Annotated in this window: 23 protein-coding genes and 1 rRNA gene; 9 read left to right on the forward strand and 15 right to left on the reverse strand. The window is 36.1% G+C overall.

From position 1 onward, the window contains the following. A 16S ribosomal RNA gene (locus DN393_RS23405) occupies nt 1-181 on the reverse strand; the annotation flags it as partial. Nucleotides 182-581: 400 nt separating this feature from the next. Between DN393_RS23405 and DN393_RS23410 the strand changes: the two genes are divergently transcribed. Beyond that, complete coding sequence (locus tag DN393_RS23410) at nt 582-938, forward strand: YgzB family protein (RefSeq protein ID WP_000025063.1); 357 nt, start codon at nt 582-584, stop codon at nt 936-938. Between the two features lie 202 nt (nt 939-1,140). Here DN393_RS23410 and perR read toward each other — a convergent pair whose 3' ends face one another. The 6 genes from perR to DN393_RS23440 form a co-directional block, all read right to left on the reverse strand. Then, nucleotides 1,141-1,569, reverse strand: a complete 429-nt coding sequence (gene perR / locus DN393_RS23415) for a peroxide-responsive transcriptional repressor PerR (RefSeq protein WP_000237831.1) — start codon at nt 1,567-1,569, stop codon at nt 1,141-1,143. A gap of 298 nt (nt 1,570-1,867) precedes the next feature. Further along, entirely contained in the window at nt 1,868-2,323 is a 456-nt protein-coding gene (bcp, locus tag DN393_RS23420; protein WP_060486952.1) for a thioredoxin-dependent thiol peroxidase, read from the reverse strand. A 43-nt stretch (nt 2,324-2,366) separates the two neighbouring features. Further along, on the reverse strand, nt 2,367-2,771 hold the full coding sequence (locus DN393_RS23425) for a potassium channel family protein (RefSeq protein ID WP_000964347.1): 405 nt from the start codon (nt 2,769-2,771) through the stop codon (nt 2,367-2,369). A 72-nt stretch (nt 2,772-2,843) separates the two neighbouring features. Then, the gene (locus DN393_RS23430; protein WP_000639385.1) at nt 2,844-3,629 is read right to left on the reverse strand and encodes an ABC transporter permease; all 786 of its coding nucleotides are present in this window, start codon (nt 3,627-3,629) and stop codon (nt 2,844-2,846) included. A 4-nt stretch (nt 3,630-3,633) separates the two neighbouring features. Next, nucleotides 3,634-4,425 carry an ABC transporter permease gene (locus DN393_RS23435; RefSeq protein ID WP_000521517.1) on the reverse strand — a complete coding sequence of 264 codons (792 nt, stop codon included), beginning with the start codon at nt 4,423-4,425 and terminating at the stop codon, nt 3,634-3,636. Further along, entirely contained in the window at nt 4,418-5,431 is a 1,014-nt protein-coding gene (locus tag DN393_RS23440; RefSeq protein ID WP_000843649.1) for an ABC transporter ATP-binding protein, read from the reverse strand. Before DN393_RS23440 ends, DN393_RS23435 begins: the two co-directional genes overlap by 8 nt. A 127-nt stretch (nt 5,432-5,558) precedes the next feature. Between DN393_RS23440 and hemL the strand changes: the two genes are divergently transcribed. From hemL to DN393_RS23455, 3 genes are all read left to right on the forward strand, one after another. Then, entirely contained in the window at nt 5,559-6,857 is a 1,299-nt protein-coding gene (gene hemL, locus DN393_RS23445; protein ID WP_000673249.1) for a glutamate-1-semialdehyde-2,1-aminomutase, read from the forward strand. A gap of 199 nt (nt 6,858-7,056) precedes the next feature. After that, nucleotides 7,057-11,493 (forward strand): glutamate synthase-related protein, encoded by a 4,437-nt coding sequence (locus DN393_RS23450; RefSeq protein WP_098102479.1) that lies wholly within the window; start codon nt 7,057-7,059, stop codon nt 11,491-11,493. A gap of 259 nt (nt 11,494-11,752) precedes the next feature. Beyond that, on the forward strand, nt 11,753-12,841 hold the full coding sequence (locus DN393_RS23455; RefSeq protein WP_064477270.1) for an aromatic acid exporter family protein: 1,089 nt from the start codon (nt 11,753-11,755) through the stop codon (nt 12,839-12,841). A gap of 15 nt (nt 12,842-12,856) precedes the next feature. Here DN393_RS23455 and DN393_RS23460 read toward each other — a convergent pair whose 3' ends face one another. The 4 genes from DN393_RS23460 to DN393_RS23475 form a co-directional block, all read right to left on the reverse strand. Then, complete coding sequence (locus tag DN393_RS23460) at nt 12,857-14,617, reverse strand: ABC transporter ATP-binding protein (RefSeq protein WP_149173986.1); 1,761 nt, start codon at nt 14,615-14,617, stop codon at nt 12,857-12,859. A gap of 54 nt (nt 14,618-14,671) precedes the next feature. Continuing rightward, on the reverse strand, nt 14,672-15,202 hold the full coding sequence (ntdP, locus tag DN393_RS23465; protein WP_000506626.1) for a nucleoside tri-diphosphate phosphatase: 531 nt from the start codon (nt 15,200-15,202) through the stop codon (nt 14,672-14,674). 250 nt (nt 15,203-15,452) lie between these two features. Further along, nucleotides 15,453-15,713, reverse strand: coding sequence for a YgaB family protein (locus DN393_RS23470; RefSeq protein ID WP_000997573.1), 261 nt, complete (start codon nt 15,711-15,713; stop codon nt 15,453-15,455). A 188-nt stretch (nt 15,714-15,901) separates the two neighbouring features. Continuing rightward, the gene (locus DN393_RS23475; RefSeq protein ID WP_149173987.1) at nt 15,902-16,183 is read right to left on the reverse strand and encodes a gamma-type small acid-soluble spore protein; all 282 of its coding nucleotides are present in this window, start codon (nt 16,181-16,183) and stop codon (nt 15,902-15,904) included. Between the two features lie 125 nt (nt 16,184-16,308). On the opposite strand from DN393_RS23475, the gene DN393_RS23480 reads away from it, so the two are divergent. After that, nucleotides 16,309-16,533 (forward strand): hypothetical protein, encoded by a 225-nt coding sequence (locus DN393_RS23480; protein WP_000275431.1) that lies wholly within the window; start codon nt 16,309-16,311, stop codon nt 16,531-16,533. 35 nt (nt 16,534-16,568) lie between these two features. Here DN393_RS23480 and mutY read toward each other — a convergent pair whose 3' ends face one another. Then, on the reverse strand, nt 16,569-17,666 hold the full coding sequence (gene mutY / locus DN393_RS23485) for an A/G-specific adenine glycosylase (protein ID WP_064477268.1): 1,098 nt from the start codon (nt 17,664-17,666) through the stop codon (nt 16,569-16,571). Between the two features lie 149 nt (nt 17,667-17,815). On the opposite strand from mutY, the gene DN393_RS23490 reads away from it, so the two are divergent. Continuing rightward, nucleotides 17,816-18,796 carry a metal-dependent hydrolase gene (locus tag DN393_RS23490; protein WP_064477267.1) on the forward strand — a complete coding sequence of 327 codons (981 nt, stop codon included), beginning with the start codon at nt 17,816-17,818 and terminating at the stop codon, nt 18,794-18,796. 24 nt (nt 18,797-18,820) lie between these two features. Here the strand turns inward: DN393_RS23490 and DN393_RS23495 are convergent, their stop codons facing one another. Further along, on the reverse strand, nt 18,821-19,087 hold the full coding sequence (locus DN393_RS23495; RefSeq protein ID WP_000997857.1) for a YfhJ family protein: 267 nt from the start codon (nt 19,085-19,087) through the stop codon (nt 18,821-18,823). Nucleotides 19,088-19,210: 123 nt separating this feature from the next. Here DN393_RS23495 and DN393_RS23500 point away from each other — a divergent pair, with 123 nt between their 5' ends. Together DN393_RS23500 and DN393_RS23505 are read left to right on the forward strand one after the other, a co-directional pair. Beyond that, nucleotides 19,211-19,369: a small, acid-soluble spore protein K gene (locus DN393_RS23500; RefSeq protein ID WP_000517891.1), complete on the forward strand. Its 159-nt coding sequence runs from the start codon at nt 19,211-19,213 to the stop codon at nt 19,367-19,369. Between the two features lie 46 nt (nt 19,370-19,415). Then, a complete protein-coding gene (locus DN393_RS23505; RefSeq protein WP_000122093.1) occupies nt 19,416-19,568 on the forward strand; it encodes a YpzG family protein in 153 nt (50 codons plus the stop codon). Between the two features lie 64 nt (nt 19,569-19,632). Here the strand turns inward: DN393_RS23505 and DN393_RS23510 are convergent, their stop codons facing one another. Then, complete coding sequence (locus DN393_RS23510; RefSeq protein WP_001057030.1) at nt 19,633-19,950, reverse strand: YfhH family protein; 318 nt, start codon at nt 19,948-19,950, stop codon at nt 19,633-19,635. A gap of 10 nt (nt 19,951-19,960) precedes the next feature. Beyond that, nucleotides 19,961-20,773, reverse strand: coding sequence for a recombination regulator RecX (recX, locus tag DN393_RS23515; protein WP_149173988.1), 813 nt, complete (start codon nt 20,771-20,773; stop codon nt 19,961-19,963). 81 nt (nt 20,774-20,854) lie between these two features. On the opposite strand from recX, the gene DN393_RS23520 reads away from it, so the two are divergent. Continuing rightward, entirely contained in the window at nt 20,855-21,760 is a 906-nt protein-coding gene (locus DN393_RS23520) for a TIGR01777 family oxidoreductase (RefSeq protein WP_064477265.1), read from the forward strand. Nucleotides 21,761-21,843: the final 83 nt, after the last annotated feature.

Consider the following 21,843-nt stretch of genomic DNA (forward strand, 5'->3'; position numbering starts at 1 on the left):
TTATCCGGTATTAGCCCCGGTTTCCCGGAGTTATCCCAGTCTTATGGGCAGGTTACCCACGTGTTACTCACCCGTCCGCCGCTAACTTCTTGAGAGCAAGCTCTCAATCCATTCGCTCGACTTGCATGTATTAGGCACGCCGCCAGCGTTCATCCTGAGCCAGGATCAAACTCTCCAATAAAGTTAGTTTGTCTAGCATCTAAAAATAAAAATTGACGTTTCACGTTGTTTGTTTCGTTCAGTTTTCAAAGAACTACTTGGTCGCTCATTTGCGACTTCCTTATGTTAACATCTTCGTTTTTCGATGTCAACTAAGTTTTTCAATTTCTTTTTTGTCGTTTTCTGCGTTTCTGCATCAGCGACGGTTATTAATATATCATGCAGTATATAAAGGGTCAATACTTTTTACAAAAAAATTTCACATCCCGTTAAAACTTTAAAAATATGTTCCAAAAATCATTATAGCCTCCCTTCATTCTTCATTATACTCCATATTTCATATCTTATCGGTTTATCACGTTTACGGACGAGTGAAAATTCTAAATTTTATGTTATATTATTGTTATAGGGGAGTGGTGAGAATGAGCATTAAGTATTCAAACAAAATCAATAAAATCCGGACCTTTGCATTAAGTTTAGTATTTATCGGCCTCTTCATTGCATACTTAGGTGTCTTTTTCCGTGAAAACATTATTATTATGACGACATTTATGATGGTTGGCTTTTTAGCTGTTATCGCTAGTACTGTCGTTTACTTTTGGATTGGCATGTTATCTACTAAAACTGTACAAATTATTTGTCCAAGCTGCGATAAGCCGACCAAAATGCTCGGTCGTGTCGACGCATGTATGCATTGCAACCAACCTTTAACAATGGATCGAAATCTAGAAGGAAAAGAATTTGATGAGAAATATAATAAGAAGAGCTATAAATCATAGGTATATATGGGTACAATGTAGCCTGACAAAACTAAACATCAAAAGGTGATTTCTTGGTTAAGAAATCACCTTTTGATGTTTATCTTTAATTAAATTAGGTTCTTCACTGAACGTTTTAAATCCTCCTGAACCTAACGTAATTCCCATATATAATAAAGAAAGAGGTTGACGTAAAGCCGTCAGCCTCTTTCTTTATTATATATTACGCCTTATGACACTCTGGACAAACGCCATAAATTTCTAAGCGATGACTATTAATAACGAAGCCTGTCGTTTTCGCAGCTTCCTCTTCAAGCTGTTCCAAACCTCCATAAGGAAAATCAACAATCTTACCACATTTTTCGCAAATCACATGATAATGTTGACTTGTAACATAATCAAATCTACTTGAAGCGTCTCCATAAGTTAATTCCTTTACAAGTCCAACCTCTTTAAATACACGTAAGTTATTATAGACAGTTGCAACACTCATATTTGGAAACTTACCTTCTAATGCTTTATAAATGTCATCCGCTGTTGGGTGCGTCATAGATTCCACAAGGTACTCTAAAATAGCATGACGCTGTGGAGTAATGCGTACACCCGTATTTTTCAGCATTTCTAGCGCTTCTTTTAATTCTTCTTTGACCACCGTCATGCACCCCGATTCTATACGGATTATTATTTTATAATTCTTATAAAGAGTGTACTCCTTTTCTTATAAATCGTCAATATTTCTACTATAAGTATGTGGTTTATTTTTGTATATAGCCTTATTCTTATATATCCTTCCCCATTTTCTATACATTTACATAGAAAAAAAGTGCGACATAATCGCACTTGGAATACTATCATCTGAGGAGGTATGCCCTACACTTCACTTTATGTAAGACGATAAAATATGTATAGACACTCGCCTTACTTCTATATATTTTATCTCCACAATGAATTTACTTTATATAAGAAAGAACCTCTTCAGTATGTCCCTTCACTTTCACTTTACGCCACTCTTTTACAAGCTCACCGTCTTTATTAATAAGGAATGTAGAACGCTCGATTCCCATATACTCTTTTCCAAAGTTCTTTTTCAATTTCCAAACGTCGTATAATTCCGCTACCTTATGATCTTCATCTACTAAAAGTACAAATGGAAGCTCATGCTTCTCAATGAATTTCAGATGTCTGTTCGCTGAATCAGGACTTACACCAAGAATAACTGTATCTTTCTCTTGAAATAATCCATATGCATCTCGAAAATCACATGCTTCAGTTGTACACCCTGGAGTCATATCTTTCGGATAAAAATATAGCACTACGTTTTTACCACGAAAATCAGCTAAGCGAACTTGTTCCCCGTTACTTCCCTCTAATGTAAATTCTGGAGCCATTTCTCCTACTGTGATCATTGTTATCACTCCTACTCTTTTCTTTACTATATCAAATGCTATCTTATTTTTCATTGTCTATTACAGACCTCATTACAAAAGCAAACGGTAATGTATATCCAATTAGCGCTTCTGCAATCGCAATCCATCTCCCTATTCCAATCGGAGCTATATCACCGTACCCAACGGACAATAAAGTAACTGCGCTAAAATATAAGCAAATTTCTACAAGTTGAAAAGATTGGGCATGCAAGCTTTCTCCATCTTCTTTCAAAACTGCAAAACCCATTTCTTCTAATACAACATAACTTAACCCAAACGCAATCAATACCGTTGTATAAATTAAAAATAAGGAGGCTAAATTATAAAGCGAAAAGAAACGCCTAGAATCTGAATATGAACTCCATAACAATTGGACACTTCTCAAAATAGCAATTGCTGCAATTAATAGAATAAATCCCCATAACATGTCCTACACCTCATTTTATATGTATGAGACGGCCATTGGATTTATCCCTTAGAAACAAACAAGCTTCTATAATTAATTCCCAGCACCACGGTACCTTTTTACCCCTTGATTCCAAAGAGTAATTGCAATCGTAAAACAGATAACACCAACGAATGGTGTTGCAAATGCATAGCTATTCCACTCTGTTTTTCTTAAAAAGTATGCTGCTGGATACACTCCGACAAACGCAAATGGTAAAACAAACGTTAAAATGAAGCGAATCACACGGTTATAAATGTTAACAGGATAGCGACCATAGTTACCTATGTTATACATGAGCGGCATAATTGAACTTTTCGCATCCGACCAAAAACCAAGGCTCGCAAGCGTAACAAATATCCCTCCGTATACAAGTGCTCCTCCTCCTACCATCAGTAAGAATAAGAAGAAATCGTACCAGTAAAAAGATAATTGCAGCTCCACTGCTGCATATCCCATTACAATTATTCCTGTAATCGCTCCAATTAAAGATTCCAGTTCCATTCTTTCTAATATAATTTGAAATAAACTATGAATCGGTCTCGTTAATATACGATCCATTTCTCCTTTAATAATGTAACGATCATTAAAGTCCCATATGTTAAAGAAAGCTGAGAAAATGGCAAACGGCACTAAAAAGAAACCATAAATAAAGATTACTTCTTCTCTACTCCAGCCCTTTAATGCTTGTGTATGCCCAAACACAACGAGAATAAAGATTAAATTAACAGCCTGTAGTGCTAAATCAGAAAGTAATCCAACGATAAAATCGCCCCGATACTCCAATTTTGTTTTTATATATTGGCTTGCATATTGCAAAAATAGGTTTATATATATCATCTCATCATCCCCCTTGTACAATTAGACGTTTTCTCGCCGTTCTCCACATGAGTACAATTGGAATAATAAGTACAATTGCCCAAATTACTTGGAATAATAATGCCTCATACAATTTACTTCCTTGTATACCTTCTGAAAAAATCATACTCGGAATATAACTAATCGCCTGAAACGGTAAAAACATCATTGCCTTTTGGGCCCATAACGGATAAAAACTAATTGGTAATAATAGACCTGAAAATAAATCAATAACGACACGTTTCGCATACATAATTCCACTATTATTAAATAGGAAGAACGTGAGCATTCCCGTCATTAAATTAATTTGTGTATTAATAATAAAACTAAATATTAAAGATAAGAAGAAATATAACCACGTTTGAAAATTCGTTGTAATTTGCAATGAAAATAATAAGGTAACGATAACCATACCTGGAATTGAAAAGAAAGCAAAACGAAATATTCCTTCACCAAGACCTTGCATCACTTTCATGCCTAAATAGTTATATGGACGAATGAGTTCTACTGCTACACGTCCTTCTTGAATCTCCATCGCAATTTCCCTGTCTATATTATTAAAATAAAAAGCACGTGCCATCCACGCAATTGCGATATAAGTAGTCATTTGCGAAATAGATAAACTTTCAATATTCTCTTTTCCACTATAAATTGCTTGCCATAAAAAATAATACGCACCGATATTAATTGTATAAATTAAAATCCCACTATAATAGTTTGTACGATACGCAAGCATCATTAAAAAGCGAATCCGAATCATTTCAATGTACTTACCCATGTTTAATACCTTCTTCATAAATGTTACGAATAATTTCCTCTGTAGATACTTCGTTAATTTTTAAATCTTTAATTTGAAAGGCTTGTACTACTTTAGAAATAAGCATTGAAATGATAACTTCTTCATTCGGTATTTTTGCAACCCACGCGTTTTCCTCTTTCGCTTTCGACCAAACGACATGACTATCTGGCATAACCATTGATAAAGCCTGATAGGAAACTGGTGCAATAAATTGAAAATGGATTTCCTTCTCTGCTCCCCACTGTGTACGAAGATTATTTAAAGAACCGTCATACATAATATTTCCTTCATCCAGCATGATAACGCGCTCACATAAAGCTTCAATATCAGTAATATCATGGGTTGTTAATAAGATTGTTGTTTTATAACGTTCATTCATTTCTTTTAAAAATTCACGTATTTTTAATTTCACAAGAACATCCAACCCAATTGTTGGTTCATCTAAAAATAATAACGGTGGATTATGAATTAATGCTGCCGCTAATTCACAACGCATTCTTTGACCTAGAGATAACTTTCGAACTGGCTTATCTAATAAAGGACCAATATCTAACGTTTCAATCACGTGTTCCATATGCTCTTTATACTGAGCGTCTGATACACCGTACACTTTTTTTAATAAACGAAAAGATTCTTGTACAGCAATATCCCACCAAAGTTGTGAGCGTTGACCGAAAACAACACCAATTGTTCTTACGAATTCTTCTCTCTGCTTATGCGGGTTCATCCCATTTACTAAAATTTCTCCTGATGTCGGAGTCAAAATCCCCGTAAGCATTTTAATAGTTGTTGATTTACCAGCACCGTTCTCACCTATATACCCAACCATTTCACCTTGTTTCACAGTAAAAGATACATCATTTACTGCTGGTACTATTTTATAATTACGATTTAATAAATCGCGAAAAGCACCCTTTAATCCCGGACGACTTGAATAGGCTGTAAATTCTTTACGTAACCCTTGTACCTCAATTACCGATTTCATAATCGGACCCCCTTCCTAAATGTCACAACGAATAGTTTACCCAACTGCCTTCTCTATCACAAACAATACGTCTTTTCGAAAAACATGTTAGAATAATACATAGATTTTTGTAAGGAGATGAATTGTAGTGAAATTCACAAAATCAGAAGCATTACATAAAGAAGCTTTAGAACATATCGTTGGCGGCGTTAATAGTCCTTCTCGTTCTTTTAAAGCAGTTGGCGGCGGCGCTCCTGTTGCTATGGAACGTGGAAAAGGTGCTTATTTCTGGGATGTAGACGGAAATAAATATATCGATTATTTAGCAGCATACGGTCCTATTATTACTGGACATGCTCACCCGCACATTACAAAAGCAATTACAACAGCTGCTGAAAATGGTGTACTTTACGGAACACCAACAGCACTAGAAGTAAAATTCGCAAAAATGTTAAAAGAAGCAATGCCTGCATTAGATAAAGTCCGCTTCGTAAACTCTGGTACTGAATCAGTAATGACAACAATTCGCGTCGCTCGTGCTTACACAGGCCGCACAAAAATTATGAAATTTGCTGGTTGTTACCACGGCCATTCTGATTTAGTACTTGTAGCAGCTGGATCTGGCCCTTCTACGCTAGGAACTCCTGACTCAGCCGGTGTACCACAAAGTATCGCTCAAGAAGTTATTACCGTTCCATTTAATAATGTAGAAACTTTAAAAGAAGCTTTAGATAAATGGGGACATGAAGTAGCAGCTATCCTTGTAGAACCGATTGTTGGAAACTTCGGTATTGTAGAGCCAAAACCTGGCTTCCTTGAGAAAGTGAATGAACTTGTTCACGAAGCTGGTGCACTAGTAATTTATGATGAAGTTATTACTGCTTTCCGCTTTATGTACGGTGGTGCTCAAGACTTACTTGGCGTAACACCAGACTTAACAGCGCTTGGTAAAGTTATTGGCGGCGGACTTCCGATCGGTGCTTATGGTGGTAAGAAAGAAATTATGGAACAAGTTGCTCCGCTCGGACCTGCATATCAAGCTGGTACAATGGCAGGAAATCCTGCTTCTATGGCATCCGGTATCGCTTGTCTAGAAGTTCTTCAACAAGAAGGTCTTTATGAGAAATTAGATGAACTTGGTGCGATGCTTGAAAAGGGAATTTTAGAGCAAGCTGCAAAACATAATATCGATATTACATTAAACCGACTAAAAGGTGCTTTAACTGTATACTTCACAACAAATACAATTGAAGATTACGATGCAGCACAAGATACAGACGGTGAAATGTTCGGTAAATTCTTCAAGCTTATGCTTCAAGAAGGAGTTAACTTAGCACCTTCTAAATACGAAGCATGGTTCTTAACGACAGAACATACAAAAGAAGATATTGAATATACAATTGAAGCTGTAGGCAGAGCATTTGCTGCTTTAGCGGATAATAAATAATCCCGTCATTAAAAGGAAAAAAGAAAGCACATCTTTCTTTTTTCCTTTTTTCTATTTCATAAATCCCTCATTAATAGTATAATTATTCATAATTATCTGTTTTATTTTTATTTTATATCCTTACTATCCTTGTATATAAGGCTGCTCACGCCTTGAATAGTAAGATTATTCAAACTTCAATAAGAGGGGGGATTGACGGATGCTCAATAAAACAAATACATGGACACCGTCTTTATTTCGAGATTATAAAAATGCAGAACATGATGCGTGTGGAATCGTTTCCGTTATGGAGAAACGAAAAATTCCTACAAAAGAAAACATCGACCTTTGCATACAATCACTTGTCAAAATGAATCATCGAGCTGGTTTCATTAATGGTGAAGGAGATGGTATCGGAATTCACATTGATGTCCCAAAAGCACTTTGGAATGAAAAGCTGAAAAATAACGGATACAATCCAACGATTGTGGATCATCCCCACTTTATCGTTGGACATTTTTTTCTAAACAAAAACGCAAATATCGTTAATTTAAAAAATCATATTCGTACGCAATTAAATAACGAAAATTTTACTATTATTTTTGAAAGTGATGATGTAATAAATTCCGATGCACTCGGTCCACTTGGTAAACAGGAAGAACCTTTATTTTGGCAAGTTGCTCTTATCGCAGAAAATAAAGTTGAAAATATTGAGCAAACATTATTTTCAGTAACGATAAAAATAGAGGAAAACGAAGCGATTCATGTTGCTTCATTAAGTCGTGACCATGTTGTATATAAAGTTCTAGGTGCTGGGGATACACTTGTTGCCTATTACAATGATTTACAACATCCACTTATCGCTTCAACTATGACACTAGGACATAACCGCTATTCTACTAATACATTATCTAATTTTTTTCGTGTACAACCATTTAGCATTCTCGGACATAATGGTGAAATTAACACAATTGCAAAATTACGCGATCAAGCTGACATGATTCATGTTCCACTTACTGTTGGGGGAAGTGACTCCCAAGATTTAAACCGCACCCTAGAAACCCTACTTGTTCAATACGACTACAGTTTATTTGAAGCAATGGATATACTATTCCCACCAATTATTAATGAAATTAAACTTTATGAACCGCATTTACAAGATTTATATACGTATATACGTGAAGCATGGGGCCATTTTGCGCAAGGTCCAGCTGGTATTATTTCACGTTATAAAGATGAGGCTGTTTTCAGCGTTGATTCCCTTGGACTACGACCAGTATGGAAAGTAGAGACAGTGAGTTCTTATGTTTTCTCTTCTGAACCTGGAGTTGTATCACCAACCGAATATGTAGAAGAACCGAAACCACTCGCTCCTGGAGAAAAGGTCGGATTAAAATGGAATGAACAAGATGAACTTGTTCTTTATGAATACGACAAATACCAAATTGAAGTATATAATCGTTTCCAAAAACGAATCGATGTTAGCAATTATCATTTAAACTTATCTATCCCTGAAACGAAAGAAATCCAAGGATTATGTGATTCTGTTCAAGTTGAAACGAAACAGTACGTTTCTTTCGGGTGGGATCGAGAACATATTCAGCTTCTTGAACAGATGGCAACAAAAGGCGTCGAGCCAATTCGCTCACTTGGGCATGACTCACCACTTGCAGCACTCGATACTGATAGACGAAATATCGCTGATTTCATTAAGGAAAGTGTAGCCGTTGTTACAAATCCAGCAATCGATCGTGATCGAGAGGTCGAGCACTTCTCCACACGAACAATACTTGGAGAGCGCCCAAGTTTATTAAGCGGAGCTAAACAGCCATTTGTAGTTGAGATGCTTTCCCCCATTATTCTAGAAGGAAGTGTAGCACAATCTATTACAGAGGAATTACACACAATTACGTACGAACAACTTATACAGCTATTCAATACTCATAGCTCTATCGCTACAATCTCTGCTACATTCAGTCCGACAGAAACTTTACAATGCGCCTTAAATCGAATTAGTTCTGAAGCGATAAAGGCCGTGAACGATGGAGCTTCCCTACTATTAATAGACGATGCCAACGCTCATCTAAATGAACAGTTATGGATTGATCCGCATTTAGTTACCGCTAAAGTACATCAAGTATTAAGCGAAAATAAATTACGCCGAAACTGCTCTCTCGTTATACGTTCTGGTGCCCTTCGCTCCTTACATGATATCGTCACACTGTATGGATTAGGAGCAGATGGTATGAATCCATATTTATTATTTGCAACCGTAAATGATGGAACAAAAACGCCAATTACGAATTTGTATACTGCTCTTAATAAAGGACTAGAAAAAGTCATTTCAACAATTGGAATTCATGAATTACGTGGTTACGGTCGCCTCTATTCTTCTATCGGATTACATGAGGAAATCGCAAATATATTACAAATTACGAATTTCTTCGGTTCAAATGATTTAGCTTTTTCGCTTGAATCACTTGCTGAAGATGCACAATTGCGAGCGGATGATTATAACAATCCTAAAGTTAGAATGCGAAAATCTTTTCATATATTCCCGCGAATTTGGAAAGCAATCGGCGATGTCGCAAAAGGAAACTCTTATGATGATTACCGTGACAAGTTAAGTGAATTAGAAGAAAATAATCCAATCGCAATTAGACACCTTGTTCAAACGAAAGAAACAAAACATGTAGTTCCAACTGAAGAAGTGTCCATCAGCATTCAAAATCATGATTTACCATTTATTATTAGTTCCATGTCATTCGGTTCTCAAAATGAAGTTGCCTTCCGTGCATATGCAGAAGCGGCCGATCAGCTAAATATGATTAGTTTAAACGGTGAAGGCGGCGAAATTAAAGATATGATTGGAAAATATCCACATACACGTGGACAACAAGTTGCATCTGGGCGATTTGGCGTAAATGCCGAACTACTAAATTCATCAAACTTAATTGAAATAAAGATCGGGCAAGGCGCAAAGCCTGGTGAAGGTGGACATTTGCCAGGTTCAAAAGTAACAGCAAAAATCGCTGAAGCACGTAATGCTACAATTGGCTCAGATTTAATTTCACCTTCTAACAACCATGATATTTATTCCATTGAAGATTTAGCTCAAATGATTACAGAAATTAAAACGGCTAATCAACTTGCGAAAGTAGCTGTAAAGGTCCCTGTCGTCCCTAACATTGGAACAATTGCTGTCGGTATCGCAAAAGCTGGTGCTGACTTTATTAACATTAGCGGATTTGATGGTGGTACAGGTGCTGCACGTATTCACGCATTGCAACATGTAGGGCTTCCTGTAGAAATTGGTGTGAAAGCCGCTCACAATGCTTTATTAGAAGCAAATATGAGACATAAAGTAGAAATTTGGGCTGACGGTGGTATTCGAAGTGTTAATGATGCCTTGAAAATCATGCTCCTTGGAGCAAACCGTATTGGGTTTGGTACATTATCCATGATTGCAATCGGCTGTACAACTTGCCGCGGATGTCATCTAGATACTTGTCACGTTGGAATTGCAACACAAATTGAGTCTGAAGCTCAGGCGAAAGAACACGGATTACGCCGCTTCGTCCCGCGCGAATTAGAAAGCGCCGTTGCTGGATTATTACATTTATTCACCACTTTTGGCGTAGAACTAAAACGATTAACAGGAAATCTTGGTTATACAAATTTACAAGCAATTGTTGGACATTCCGATTTATTAGAACAAGTTCAAGGCGAAAATTTATTAAACTTATGTAATTTACTACAAACGATAGAACACCCATCTGTTACAAAAACAGAATACGTACCGGAAAAACAATTTGAAACAGTTCATTCCCCTCATTCAAAAGAATTAGTAGGCGTTGGCGTAGAGCAACGCGTTATGGGTGGTCTAGAATCTTGCTATCGCGTTCGTAGTAAATTATATGAAGACACGAAGCTTGAACCACTTACATTAAAGTATACGAATGGCTCTATTCCTGGAAATGGATTAGGTGCTTATAATAGTGAGAACTTATTTATACACGTAAATGGCGGTGCACAAGATGGTATTGGTAAAACCTCCTTTGGTGGTGGTATTTATATAACGAAAGCAAAAGGAAAAGACGGCATATATTATAACGGTTCTGTCGGAAAAGGTTTTGGGTACGGTGCACAAAAAGGATCGCTATACGTTCAAGGTAACGCTGATGCTCGCGCCGGCATTCGCCTCTCTGGAGCAGACATGATAATTGGAGGGCGAATGACAAAGCCACTCCGTGAAAAAGAGCAAGGGAATATAGGTGTATACTCTAATATTAAAGGTTTCGCTTTTGAATATATGACAAATGGGCGAGCGCTTGTTTTAGGGGATCCTGGTCCATGGATTTGTGCTGGTATGACTGGTGGTGTTGTTTATTTACGTCATGATTCAAGCTCGGGTTTAACAGAAAACGCCTTAAAAAGAAGAATCGCAAAAGGGGCAAATGTTACATTACAACCAATTAGTAAAAATGGCGTGCAAGATGTGACTGAGTTATTGCTAGATTATATTCGTGTATTAAATGAACATGAGCAATACGAGGAAGTTGCTTTATTAACACCGTTACTCGATGATATGCAGCAACAGTTTTTTGAAATTATCCCGAAAAAAGAGCAGGCTGATCCATCTATCTCCACAGAGTGATATACCAACTTTTCATTCTCAAGAAAAAATTGACGAAGTACACTTCTCATAGTAATCTATAGTAACAATTTGAAACCTGCTGAAATTCAGCAGGTTTTTTCACTAAAAATTGATGTTTAAAAAGAATTAGGAAAAAGTATAAAATGAATCTTAATTTCTTATTAACGTCACTAAAATATCACTTGCTAACATATTGTAATGAATGTATAGTATCATGTTGTACATTCATTATGACAAGAGAAAGGATCTTATTAAGGGTATGAAACTTGGTGCTCGCATTTTAAAAACGGGTATTGCCATCACATTAGCTTTATTTGCTTGTATTTTACTTCAATTACCGAGTCCAGTATTCGCGGGAATCTCAGCTATATTCGCTGTTCAACCGTCTGTATACCGCTCATATTTAACAGCTCTTGAGCAAATTCAAGCAAACGTCATTGGTGCGGTATTCGCTATCGTATTTGCTACTGCTTTTGGACATAATCCTTTTATTATTGGATTAACATGTATATTAGTAATTGCGCTTACGTTACAATTACGATTAGAAAACACAATATCAATTGCTTTAGTAACAGTTATCGCCATTATGGAGTATCAAGGCGACGATTTCTTTAGTTTTGCCTTACTTCGCTTTGCGACGATTATGATTGGAATTATTGCGGCTTCACTTGTAAATTTAGTGTTTATGCCGCCAAAATACGAAACAAAACTATATCACCGTATCGTTGATAATACAGAAGAAATTGTAAAATGGATTCGAATGAATAGTAGGCAAGCTTCTGATTTTACAACGCTAAAAACTGATATTGATCGTATGAAAGAAAAGATGATCAAACTAAACCATTACTATTTGCTGTATAAAGAAGAAAGAAGCTACACGAAAAAAGTACAGTTCGCAAAAATTCGTAAGCTCGTTTTATTCAGACAAATGTTAGCGACGACAAGCCGTGCTTTAAGTACGTTAAAATCATTACATCGTACTGAAAATGAACTGCGCTATATGCCAGAAGAATTTCAGGAATCTATCCAAAACGAACTTGACTCATTAACCCATTACCATGAACAAGTTTTATTAAAATTTATTGGTAAAGCAAAAAAACAACAATCCGTTGAAATGCTTGATGAAGTTGAAACAGGTAAACAAGAATTAATTGATATCTTTATGGATTATCAAAACAAGGACGATGAGGAAGCTTATAAAACATGGCTACACCTCTTCCCTCTTATTTCTGCCATTATTAACTATAGTGAAGAAGTAGAGCATTTAGATTTACTTGTGGATAGCTTCTACACATACCATAAACCAGAAGCAGAACTCCAAATCGAAGATAAAAAAGAAGACGAATAAAGAAAACAGCTCCTTTTACGCTAAAGGAGCTGTTTCTGTTATATGTTGAAGTTGATATAAATTGTAATAAAACCCTCTTTTTTTCATTAACTCTTCATGAGAACCTGTTTCTTTAATTTCACCATCTTCAATGTAAATAATCGTATCCATATGCGTAATCGTCGCCAATCGATGTGCGATTACGATCGTCGTCCGATCAGCAGCTAACGTCTGAAGCGCCTGCTGAATATACCGTTCATTTTCTAAATCTAAAGCGGAAGTCGCCTCATCTAATATAAGTAACGATAGATTCTTTAGAAACACTCTTGCAATCGCTACACGTTGCCTTTGCCCACCAGATAACTTCACACCGCGTTCCCCAACGACAGTATCATAGCCATCAGGTAACTCTATAATAAAATCATGAATTTGCGCAGCTTTAGCAGCTGCAATCACTTCTTCCTCTGTAGCTTTCGGATTTCCATATAAAATATTTGCCCCGATTGTATCACTAAATAACAAATTATCTTGCAGTACAATTCCAATATGACTACGTAAATTTCTCATATCATACTTTCTAACATCTATCCCATCTACATAAACTGCACCTGAAGAAACATCATAGAAACGTGGGATTAAGCTAGCAAGAGATGACTTCCCTCCCCCACTCGCTCCTACAAGTGCTACCTTCTCTCCTGGCAACATAGTTAACGAAAGGTTATGTAATATCTCTTTTTCATCCGAATTGTAACGAAAAGATACATTATCAAATATCACTTCACCATTTAATTTTGTCGTTTGTACCGCACTTGGCACATTGACAATATCGTATTTTTCATCTAACAATTCAAACACTCGATCCATCGATGCGAAAGACTGTGTTAATGTTGTGGAGGAATTAACAAGGCGGCGAAGCGGACTATACAAACTATCCATATATCCAACAAAGGCAACCATAGTCCCTAATGTTAACTGCCCCTGAATTACTTCATATGCTGCAAAGCCGATCACCAGTAACGGGCCTAAATCGGTTAACGTATTCACTGCTGAAAATGTCCTTGCAGTCCAACTCGTATGCGTTAACGCTTTCGTCAAAAATTCATTATTTCTTTTTTCAAACTGCTTACCCTCATATTCTTCTAATGCAAAGCTACGTGTCACTTGCATCCCTTGAATACGTTCATGTAAATACCCTTGCATCGTTGCTAACGCTTGTGAACGCTCTTTCGTCAATTTTCGAAGACGTCCGAAAAAATATTTCACCGCCACTACATAAATAGGTAAAATTAATAGCGCAACAAATGTCAATTTTATATTCATAGAAAACATAACAATAATAGCAATTGCAATTGTTGCCGTATCTAACCAAACATTCATCAAACCAGTAATTACAAAATCCTTCGTTTGTTCTACATCATGGATTACACGTGAAATAATTTCCCCTGTTTTTGTGTTCGAATAATAGCGTAAACTCAACTTTTGCAAATGACCAAAAATATGTTTTCGCAAATCATATAGTATTGTATTTGCGATACGCTGCGCGAAATATTGACGATAATATTCAATTGGCGGTCTTATTACTGCAAAAATAAAAAAGGCAATCCCAACGGCTGTTACTAATTGGGATGTTTTATCTTGAAGTGACCCTCCACCTTGAATTACATCATCGATAATATATTTTAATAACCACGGCATAATAAGCGGGATGCCGAATTTAACTAGACCAATCATAATCGTAATAGCAATAAGCCATCGATATGGTTTAACAAAGTGCAAATATCTTTTTATACCTTGCACATAATCCCCCCTCTAATAGGACAAACCTGCCGGGAAATCCCCTGCAGGTTTGTTTTAATTTCTGTACATTAAATATCTTTCATACCACATATCTACAAAATCTGGCGCGAATGGCCCTTTTCTTTGATGAATCCATTGTGTTAATTGTGCTACATTTCGTTTTAAAATAGTATCAATAACAGGTGGATACTGCATAATTTGACTATGCTTTTCATACTCATCTTCATCTAAAAGCGTATATGTCATATCTGGATATACTTTAATATCTAAATCATAATCAATGTACTTTAATGCTTCAGAATCATATGCAAAAGGTGAGCCTAAATTACAATAATAATATACTCCCTCTTCCCTTAGCATCCCAATCACATTAAACCAATAGTTTGCATGAAAATAACAAATTGCTGGTTCACGAGTAATCCATGTTCGGCCATCTGATTCTGTCACTACTGTACGATCATTTGCTCCGATAACAAGACTCTGTGTCCCTTTTAAAATTGTTGTCTCTTCCCACATTCTATGAATGGAGCCATTATGTTTATAACTATGTATTTGTACTTTTTCTCCTTCTTTGGGAAATCCCATATATGCTCCCTTCTTTCAACTGCAAATGCCCTTTGAGCTGCATTCACTTTTTTTCTATTATAACTTTTTTGTCGAAATTTTAAAACTAAAGCCACAAGACTCTATTTTTCACACCGAATACTATATCCCTAATCTTCTTAGGAGACGGGGCCTTCGCTGAATGATTTACAAACGAGGAAATGGGAATAGAAAAAGCCCTTCCTTATTTCTATCTAAAGAAGGGCCTTTCACCGGAAGGTAACAATATGCCTTACCCTAAATTCGAAATCATTTTTTCAGTTTCAAAAGATTGAATCACACTATTTGTTTGCTCTTCAAATTTCTCATGTAACAGTTTTAACGCTAATTCTGTTCTATATATTTCTTGGCGGATAAAATGTAATTCCTTTTTATCGCACGTATCCTTTTCGCTGATTTCAATTTGCTGATATTTCTCTAGATGAGCTTGTAACTTTAACAACTCATCCATCGTTTCCAATTGCTCTCCTACCAACTTATCAAAATCGTTCATTACTTACCCCCTTTTAGATTTATTCATCAGTTATTATTCCTAATTACATATTTCTAATCTTTAACTTCCTTCTCCTTTGACTACATTTGTTGACTTATTAGAAGTTATGTCGTCCGCTTTCTTTTCATTACAATGACCCGCACACAAAGAAAACACTTCTCTCGAAATGGAGAAGTGTTTTTCTTTCATTACTCGTTTGAACTAGAAAATTGTGATTGTTTTGCAGCTGATTGTGCATTTTGTTTTTTCACAGCATGCACGTCTGTTTCAGTTGCAAATTCTGTACCATAACTAGCGTTTGCACTTTGTGCACCAGAAGCTTGTGCTTTCTTTGCTTCTGATTGTGCATTCGCTTGTTTTACTGCTTGTACATTTGTTTCAGTCGCAAACTCTGTACCATAACTAGCATTTGTACTTTGAATGCTAGCACCAGAAGTTGCCTTGTTATAACCTTGTTGTTTTTTACTCATCTTTCTCACCTCCACAATCAATAATGTAACCAATTCAACTAGAAGCTATCCGTAATTTTCTTTTGAAAAAATTCCGCATATATCTCTTGTTACTCATTCAAACTATAGAAAATGGAGGTGGAAATATGTATATAGGACGCGATATGACTGAACTAACGATGATTTCAAAAAATGAATGGAAAGAAGATGAATTAGCTTATTTTCATCATTCATTACAACAGATTTTGCCGTATTTAAATGCAGAAGGTCAAAGTATCTATAAAGAAATTGTGATAGAAATCGAATCAAGGGGCGGCTTACAAGAAGGTGATGCTAGTTGGACTCATGGGACAAAAATTTCTTACGATTAAAAAAGTGTTCCCAATCTAGGGAACACTTTTTTTGTTTATTGCATTGTAATTTTCTCAACACAACTCTCATAAATCGTACGATGCGATTTAGAGAAAGGTAACTGTTCAAAAGCTTCTTTCGATACAAATTTCAATGTATCTGTTTCAACAATATCACCGGTTACTTTTCCGTAAAATACAAATATATCCCAAGTACGATGAGTAAATGTATGTTGTACATTCATTGCGTATTCTTCAATAGAAATCGAGAGCTCAAATTTTTCCTTCATATAATCTATAAGCTGCTCTTTCTGATTCCGAATCCCTTCCCCAAGTTCAGCATTTGGAAACTCCCACATGTTAGCTAATAACCCTGTACTTGGACGTTTATTAATGACGTAACGACCATCTTCTGTTTGAAGTACTCCTGCAACAATCGGTACCATTGTAGGAGCTTTCGCTTTACTTTTTACTGGTAGTTCTTTTTGAACACCTTCAGCATATCCCCTGCAATGTTCACGTACAGGACAAAGTAAGCATGCTGGATTTTTGGGAATACAAATTAGTGCACCTAACTCCATCAAACCTTGATTAAAATAAGATGGATTTTCAGCTGAAATAATTTCACGCACAATCTCTTCAAACACTTTTCTAGTCTTTGGTTTTGCAATGTCATCCCATACTGATAAAATGCGAGATAATACACGCATAACATTTCCGTCAACTGCTGGCTCTGGTATACCATATGCGATACTTAAAATAGCACCTTTTGTATATGGGCCAACTCCTTTTAACTTTTCAATTTTCTTTACATCACTCGGTACTATCCCGCCGTATACTTCTTTCACTTCTTTTACAGCCGCATGTAAATTTCGTGCTCTAGAATAATACCCTAAACCTTCCCATGCTTTTAACACTTCTTCATCATCAGCATTTGCCAAAGCCTCTAGAGTAGGAAACTTCCCCATAAAATTCGCGTAATATGGTTTTACAGCTTCTACCCTTGTTTGCTGCAACATAATTTCCGAAACCCAAACGCGGTATGGATCTTTATTTTTACGCCACGGTAAGTCGCGTTGCTCTTTTTCAAACCAACCAATTAAATCATTTTGAAACTGCTCTATGTTAAAATTATTTAATATTTCAAGTGTCAAACTTGATCCCCCTCATTTTTTTGCATATAAGTACTATTATAAAGATTTTAGGAAAAAATTTAAGTAAGATGACATAGGAAATAGAAGGCAAAGGACTTGAGGTATCGAATAAAAAGAGTTACATTAATAAAAAACGGAGGTGAATTTCTATGGACACAGCCACTCACCTTGTTATGGGCGTTACTCTAGGCAGTTTGGCAACGTTAGATCCAGCCATAGCACAAAGTGATATTGGGCCACAAGCAGTTATGTTTGCTACAATTGCCGGTTCCAATATTCCTGACATCGATACAGTTTTAAAATTGCGTAATAACGCTAAATATATAAGAAATCATCGCGGGATTACTCATTCCATTCCTGCAGTGATTCTTTGGTCATTCCTTATAAGTGGCATCTCTTTCGCCTTCTTTTCAGACGCTCCATATTTGCATCTACTACTTTGGTCATTTATTGCCGTCTTTCTTCATGTCTTTGTAGATATTTTCAACGCCTACGGTACACAGGCATTACGGCCCTTCACAAAAAAATGGGTAGCACTCGGCATCATTAATACATTTGATACCGTCATTTTCTTTATCCACCTACTCGCGATTGCTTGTATGCTCGTAGGCTCCCATAAAGGGTATACTGCTTTAGCAGCGTATATATTGATGATTGTTTACTATATCGGACGGATTATGATGCATAGAAACATACGTAGCATCGTATATAAACGTTTCAATCATGTGGAGAAAATAATCATTTCCCCTTCTTACAGATTTTATCATTATCATTTAGCAATCGTTACAACTGATTATTACTACGTTGCTAGATGGCATCGTGGTAACATCATGGTCTATGATAAGTTCGACCGGATACCGTTCCCAGATAATGCTATTATGCGCGCAGCTAAACAAGATGAAAACATCTCAGCATTTCTATCTTTTTCTCCTGTGTATCGCTGGGACATTTTCGATTATGATCATTATTACGAAGTTCGCTTCATTGATTTGCGCTATCGCAGTAAAGATTATTATCCATTCGTTGCAATCGTTCAACTCGACCACAATTTAAATATTATTAGTTCCTATACAGGATGGATTTTTAGTGAAGAAAAACTTCGAAAAAAACTGGAATTACTTCCACATTAAAAAAAGCGACTTAAGTCGCTTTTTTTAATGTTTCAAATGATCTTCTTGATTGATTAAATGGCTATATTTCGGATTATTTGTACGCATTTCATGAAGGCGACCTCCATGATTATTAATCCATGTTCGTACCACTTGTTCAGTCATTTCATCACCTTGATAACGACCTGATTTAGCATAAGTTGTTTGAAAGTCTTCCCACAATAATTCAACCCACGCACGAGCTTGTGCGTAAGAAAGTTTGTCATTTTTGTCTAATAGTTCTTTTGTTAATGTTTCGTGAATATCATTCATATTCCATTCTCCTTTTACCTATTTATTCCCTTAATTTCTAAAGGATAGTTTCTTCTATTTTGCACATTCTATAAGTGATACTTCTTAAAGAGGTATCAACTGATGATGAGGAGGGCGTTCGCAATGGGTAAACAAGCCGAATTTTGGTCTGAGTCAAAAAACAACAGCAAAATCGATGGTCAACCGAAAGCGAAATCACGCTTCGCTTCGAAACGACCTAACGGCACAATTAACACGCACCCACAAGAACGTATGCGTGCTGCAAATCAGCAGGAAGAATAGTACAGGTACAACCTAAAAAATTAACTTCCTACACGAGGTGATAAAGATGAGCTACCGTGATCGCTTAGATAGTCGTTCTGAATTATTTAACCATACGTGGACTCGTCCGAAACATGCAAAAGCGCAAGTTAACGGACAGACGCAACAAACCCAGTCTCTCATTATACTGGCGAATGAATGTAAAAAACGCCAATTTTAGAATCTCCTATCTCCTGTAACGCCTACCAAAAATGAAAACCAGAGAGATATTCGCTCTCTGGTTTTCATTTTTCTTGTAATAAAGAAATCGGTATTCCAATCTCTTCATTATCATTTTGCTTATGTCCCCAAGCAAATACCCCGTTGAAATACGTAATTTCAAATAATATACCAGGTTCTTCTACTAATTCATATGTCTCACCAATATGAAATTTATTGATATCAGTCATATAAGCACGAGCCATTGCCATCTTTCGCATTAATACATCGAACTCATTTACAATACCAAGCTGCTCTGCCTTTATTGCTTGCTCTTTCAAAACCCCAATTTCTTCCCTTAGCTCATGTGGTGTCATTTCACTGTAGCGCTTTGGCATATTCATCTTATTCCCCTCATCCCTCTTCACGTTTCATCTGCAAAAATATATCTATCTCATCAATAGAGAATCCTTTGCGATATAACGCTTGTTTCATCTTATTTTCAAATGTCCATCCATCATACTTCTTATATTTCTCATAATATTTATTCCCATGATAGTGTAACGCTTCTTGTTGCTGTTCGTCATCTTTTTCGTCTTTCAATTCTTCCAAACAAATTTGAATCATATCTCTAGAATATCCTTTACGAACAAGCATTTCGTCTAACTTTAGCTTCATTTGTAAAAAGGAATGCTTTTGATAAGACCTTTTCTTCTTTTCTATAAGAAGTAAAGCATTCTCAATTTGCTTTTCCTTCGGATATTCTTGTAAACTATGTGTAATGATTAGATCCTGAACACCTTTATTTAATAACTCTCTTTTAATAACAGTTGGACCCTTTCGATTCACATTACTTTGCGTTCGCGTATATAAAACAGCGTACTCTTTATCATTAATATATCGATCATGTAATAATTTCGAAACGACTTCAGAGATGACGGCCTGTCCCACTTCTTTTTTTCGTAAATAGTCTTCTACTTCTTTTTTTGTTCTCATTTGATAGGATAGATAGGAAATTGCTTGTAAATATGCTTTTTGTACCTCTTCATTGTATAAAATATTTCCTAACGCTAGTTCATCAATTTCTAACCCTTTTTGTAATCCATGTTTCATTAAGATTACTTGATCCACACTAAATCCGTATTCTTCACCTTGACCTTTATCAATATAAATATTAAACCGTTCTTTCGATCGTTTTTGCACTTCTATTTTTGTAATGACAGCCATACTCTCACCTCTCTATTATTTTAACATAGTCAAGGAACGTTTTTGCTTTTCAAGAATATATATAATGAGGAGGAAATAATTGTGAGAATCGCAATTTCTGGTGGTACCGGCTTTATCGGTAAATACCTTTCTACTTTTTTTATTCAAAAAGGATATAATGTTTACATTCTTACTCGAAACAAAACTACTGAAACTTCCCACCCTAACCTTCAGTATGTACAATGGACACCAGATTTACAAACCTTCCCCCTCTCTTCTATCGATGTAGTTATTAATCTAGCTGGAGAGTCTATTAATAGTAGATGGACAAAGAAACAAAAGGAATCCATTTTAAACAGTAGAATTCAAACAACAAAAGGACTCATTAAACAATTGCAAACACTTGGTACAAAGCCAAATACATTTATTAACGCAAGTGCTATTGGATACTATGGAACGTCTGAAACTGAGTCTTTTACAGAACAGCATGAGATTCCTGGAAATGACTTTTTAGCAAATACAGTATATTCATGGGAACAAGAAGCATCTAAAGCACGTTCTCATGGAATGCGAACAATCTACGCAAGACTTGGAGTTGTATTAGGCGCAGACGGAGGAGCTCTTCCCAAAATGCTACTCCCCTATCAATTCTATATTGGAGGTACAATTGGATCTGGAAACCAATGGTTATCATGGATTCATATAGACGATGTCGTTCGCCTAATTGATTTCATCATACACAAAGAAGAAATTGATGGTCCTTTTAACATCACAGCTCCCCTACCTATAAAAATGAAGGAATTTGGAGAAACCATTGCAACTATAATGAAAAAACCTCATTGGTTACCTGTCCCTTCATTTATGCTTCACACTTTATTGGGTGAGATGAGTATACTTGTACTCGAAGGACAACATGTATTACCTAGTAAAGCAATTGAACATGGGTATCAATACACATTTCCGGCAATAGACCATGCATTACAAAATGTACTTTCGCATACAATGTAGTACTTCTAAAACACAGTTTTACAGGGCCCCCTTTCAAAACTTTCATTTTCTAGAATCCGGAGCATTATTACACAAATAACCTT

Origin of the sequence: Bacillus sp. BPN334 (genome assembly GCF_008368885.1) — a bacterium.
Taxonomy (GTDB): domain Bacteria; phylum Bacillota; class Bacilli; order Bacillales; family Bacillaceae_G; genus Bacillus_A; species Bacillus_A wiedmannii.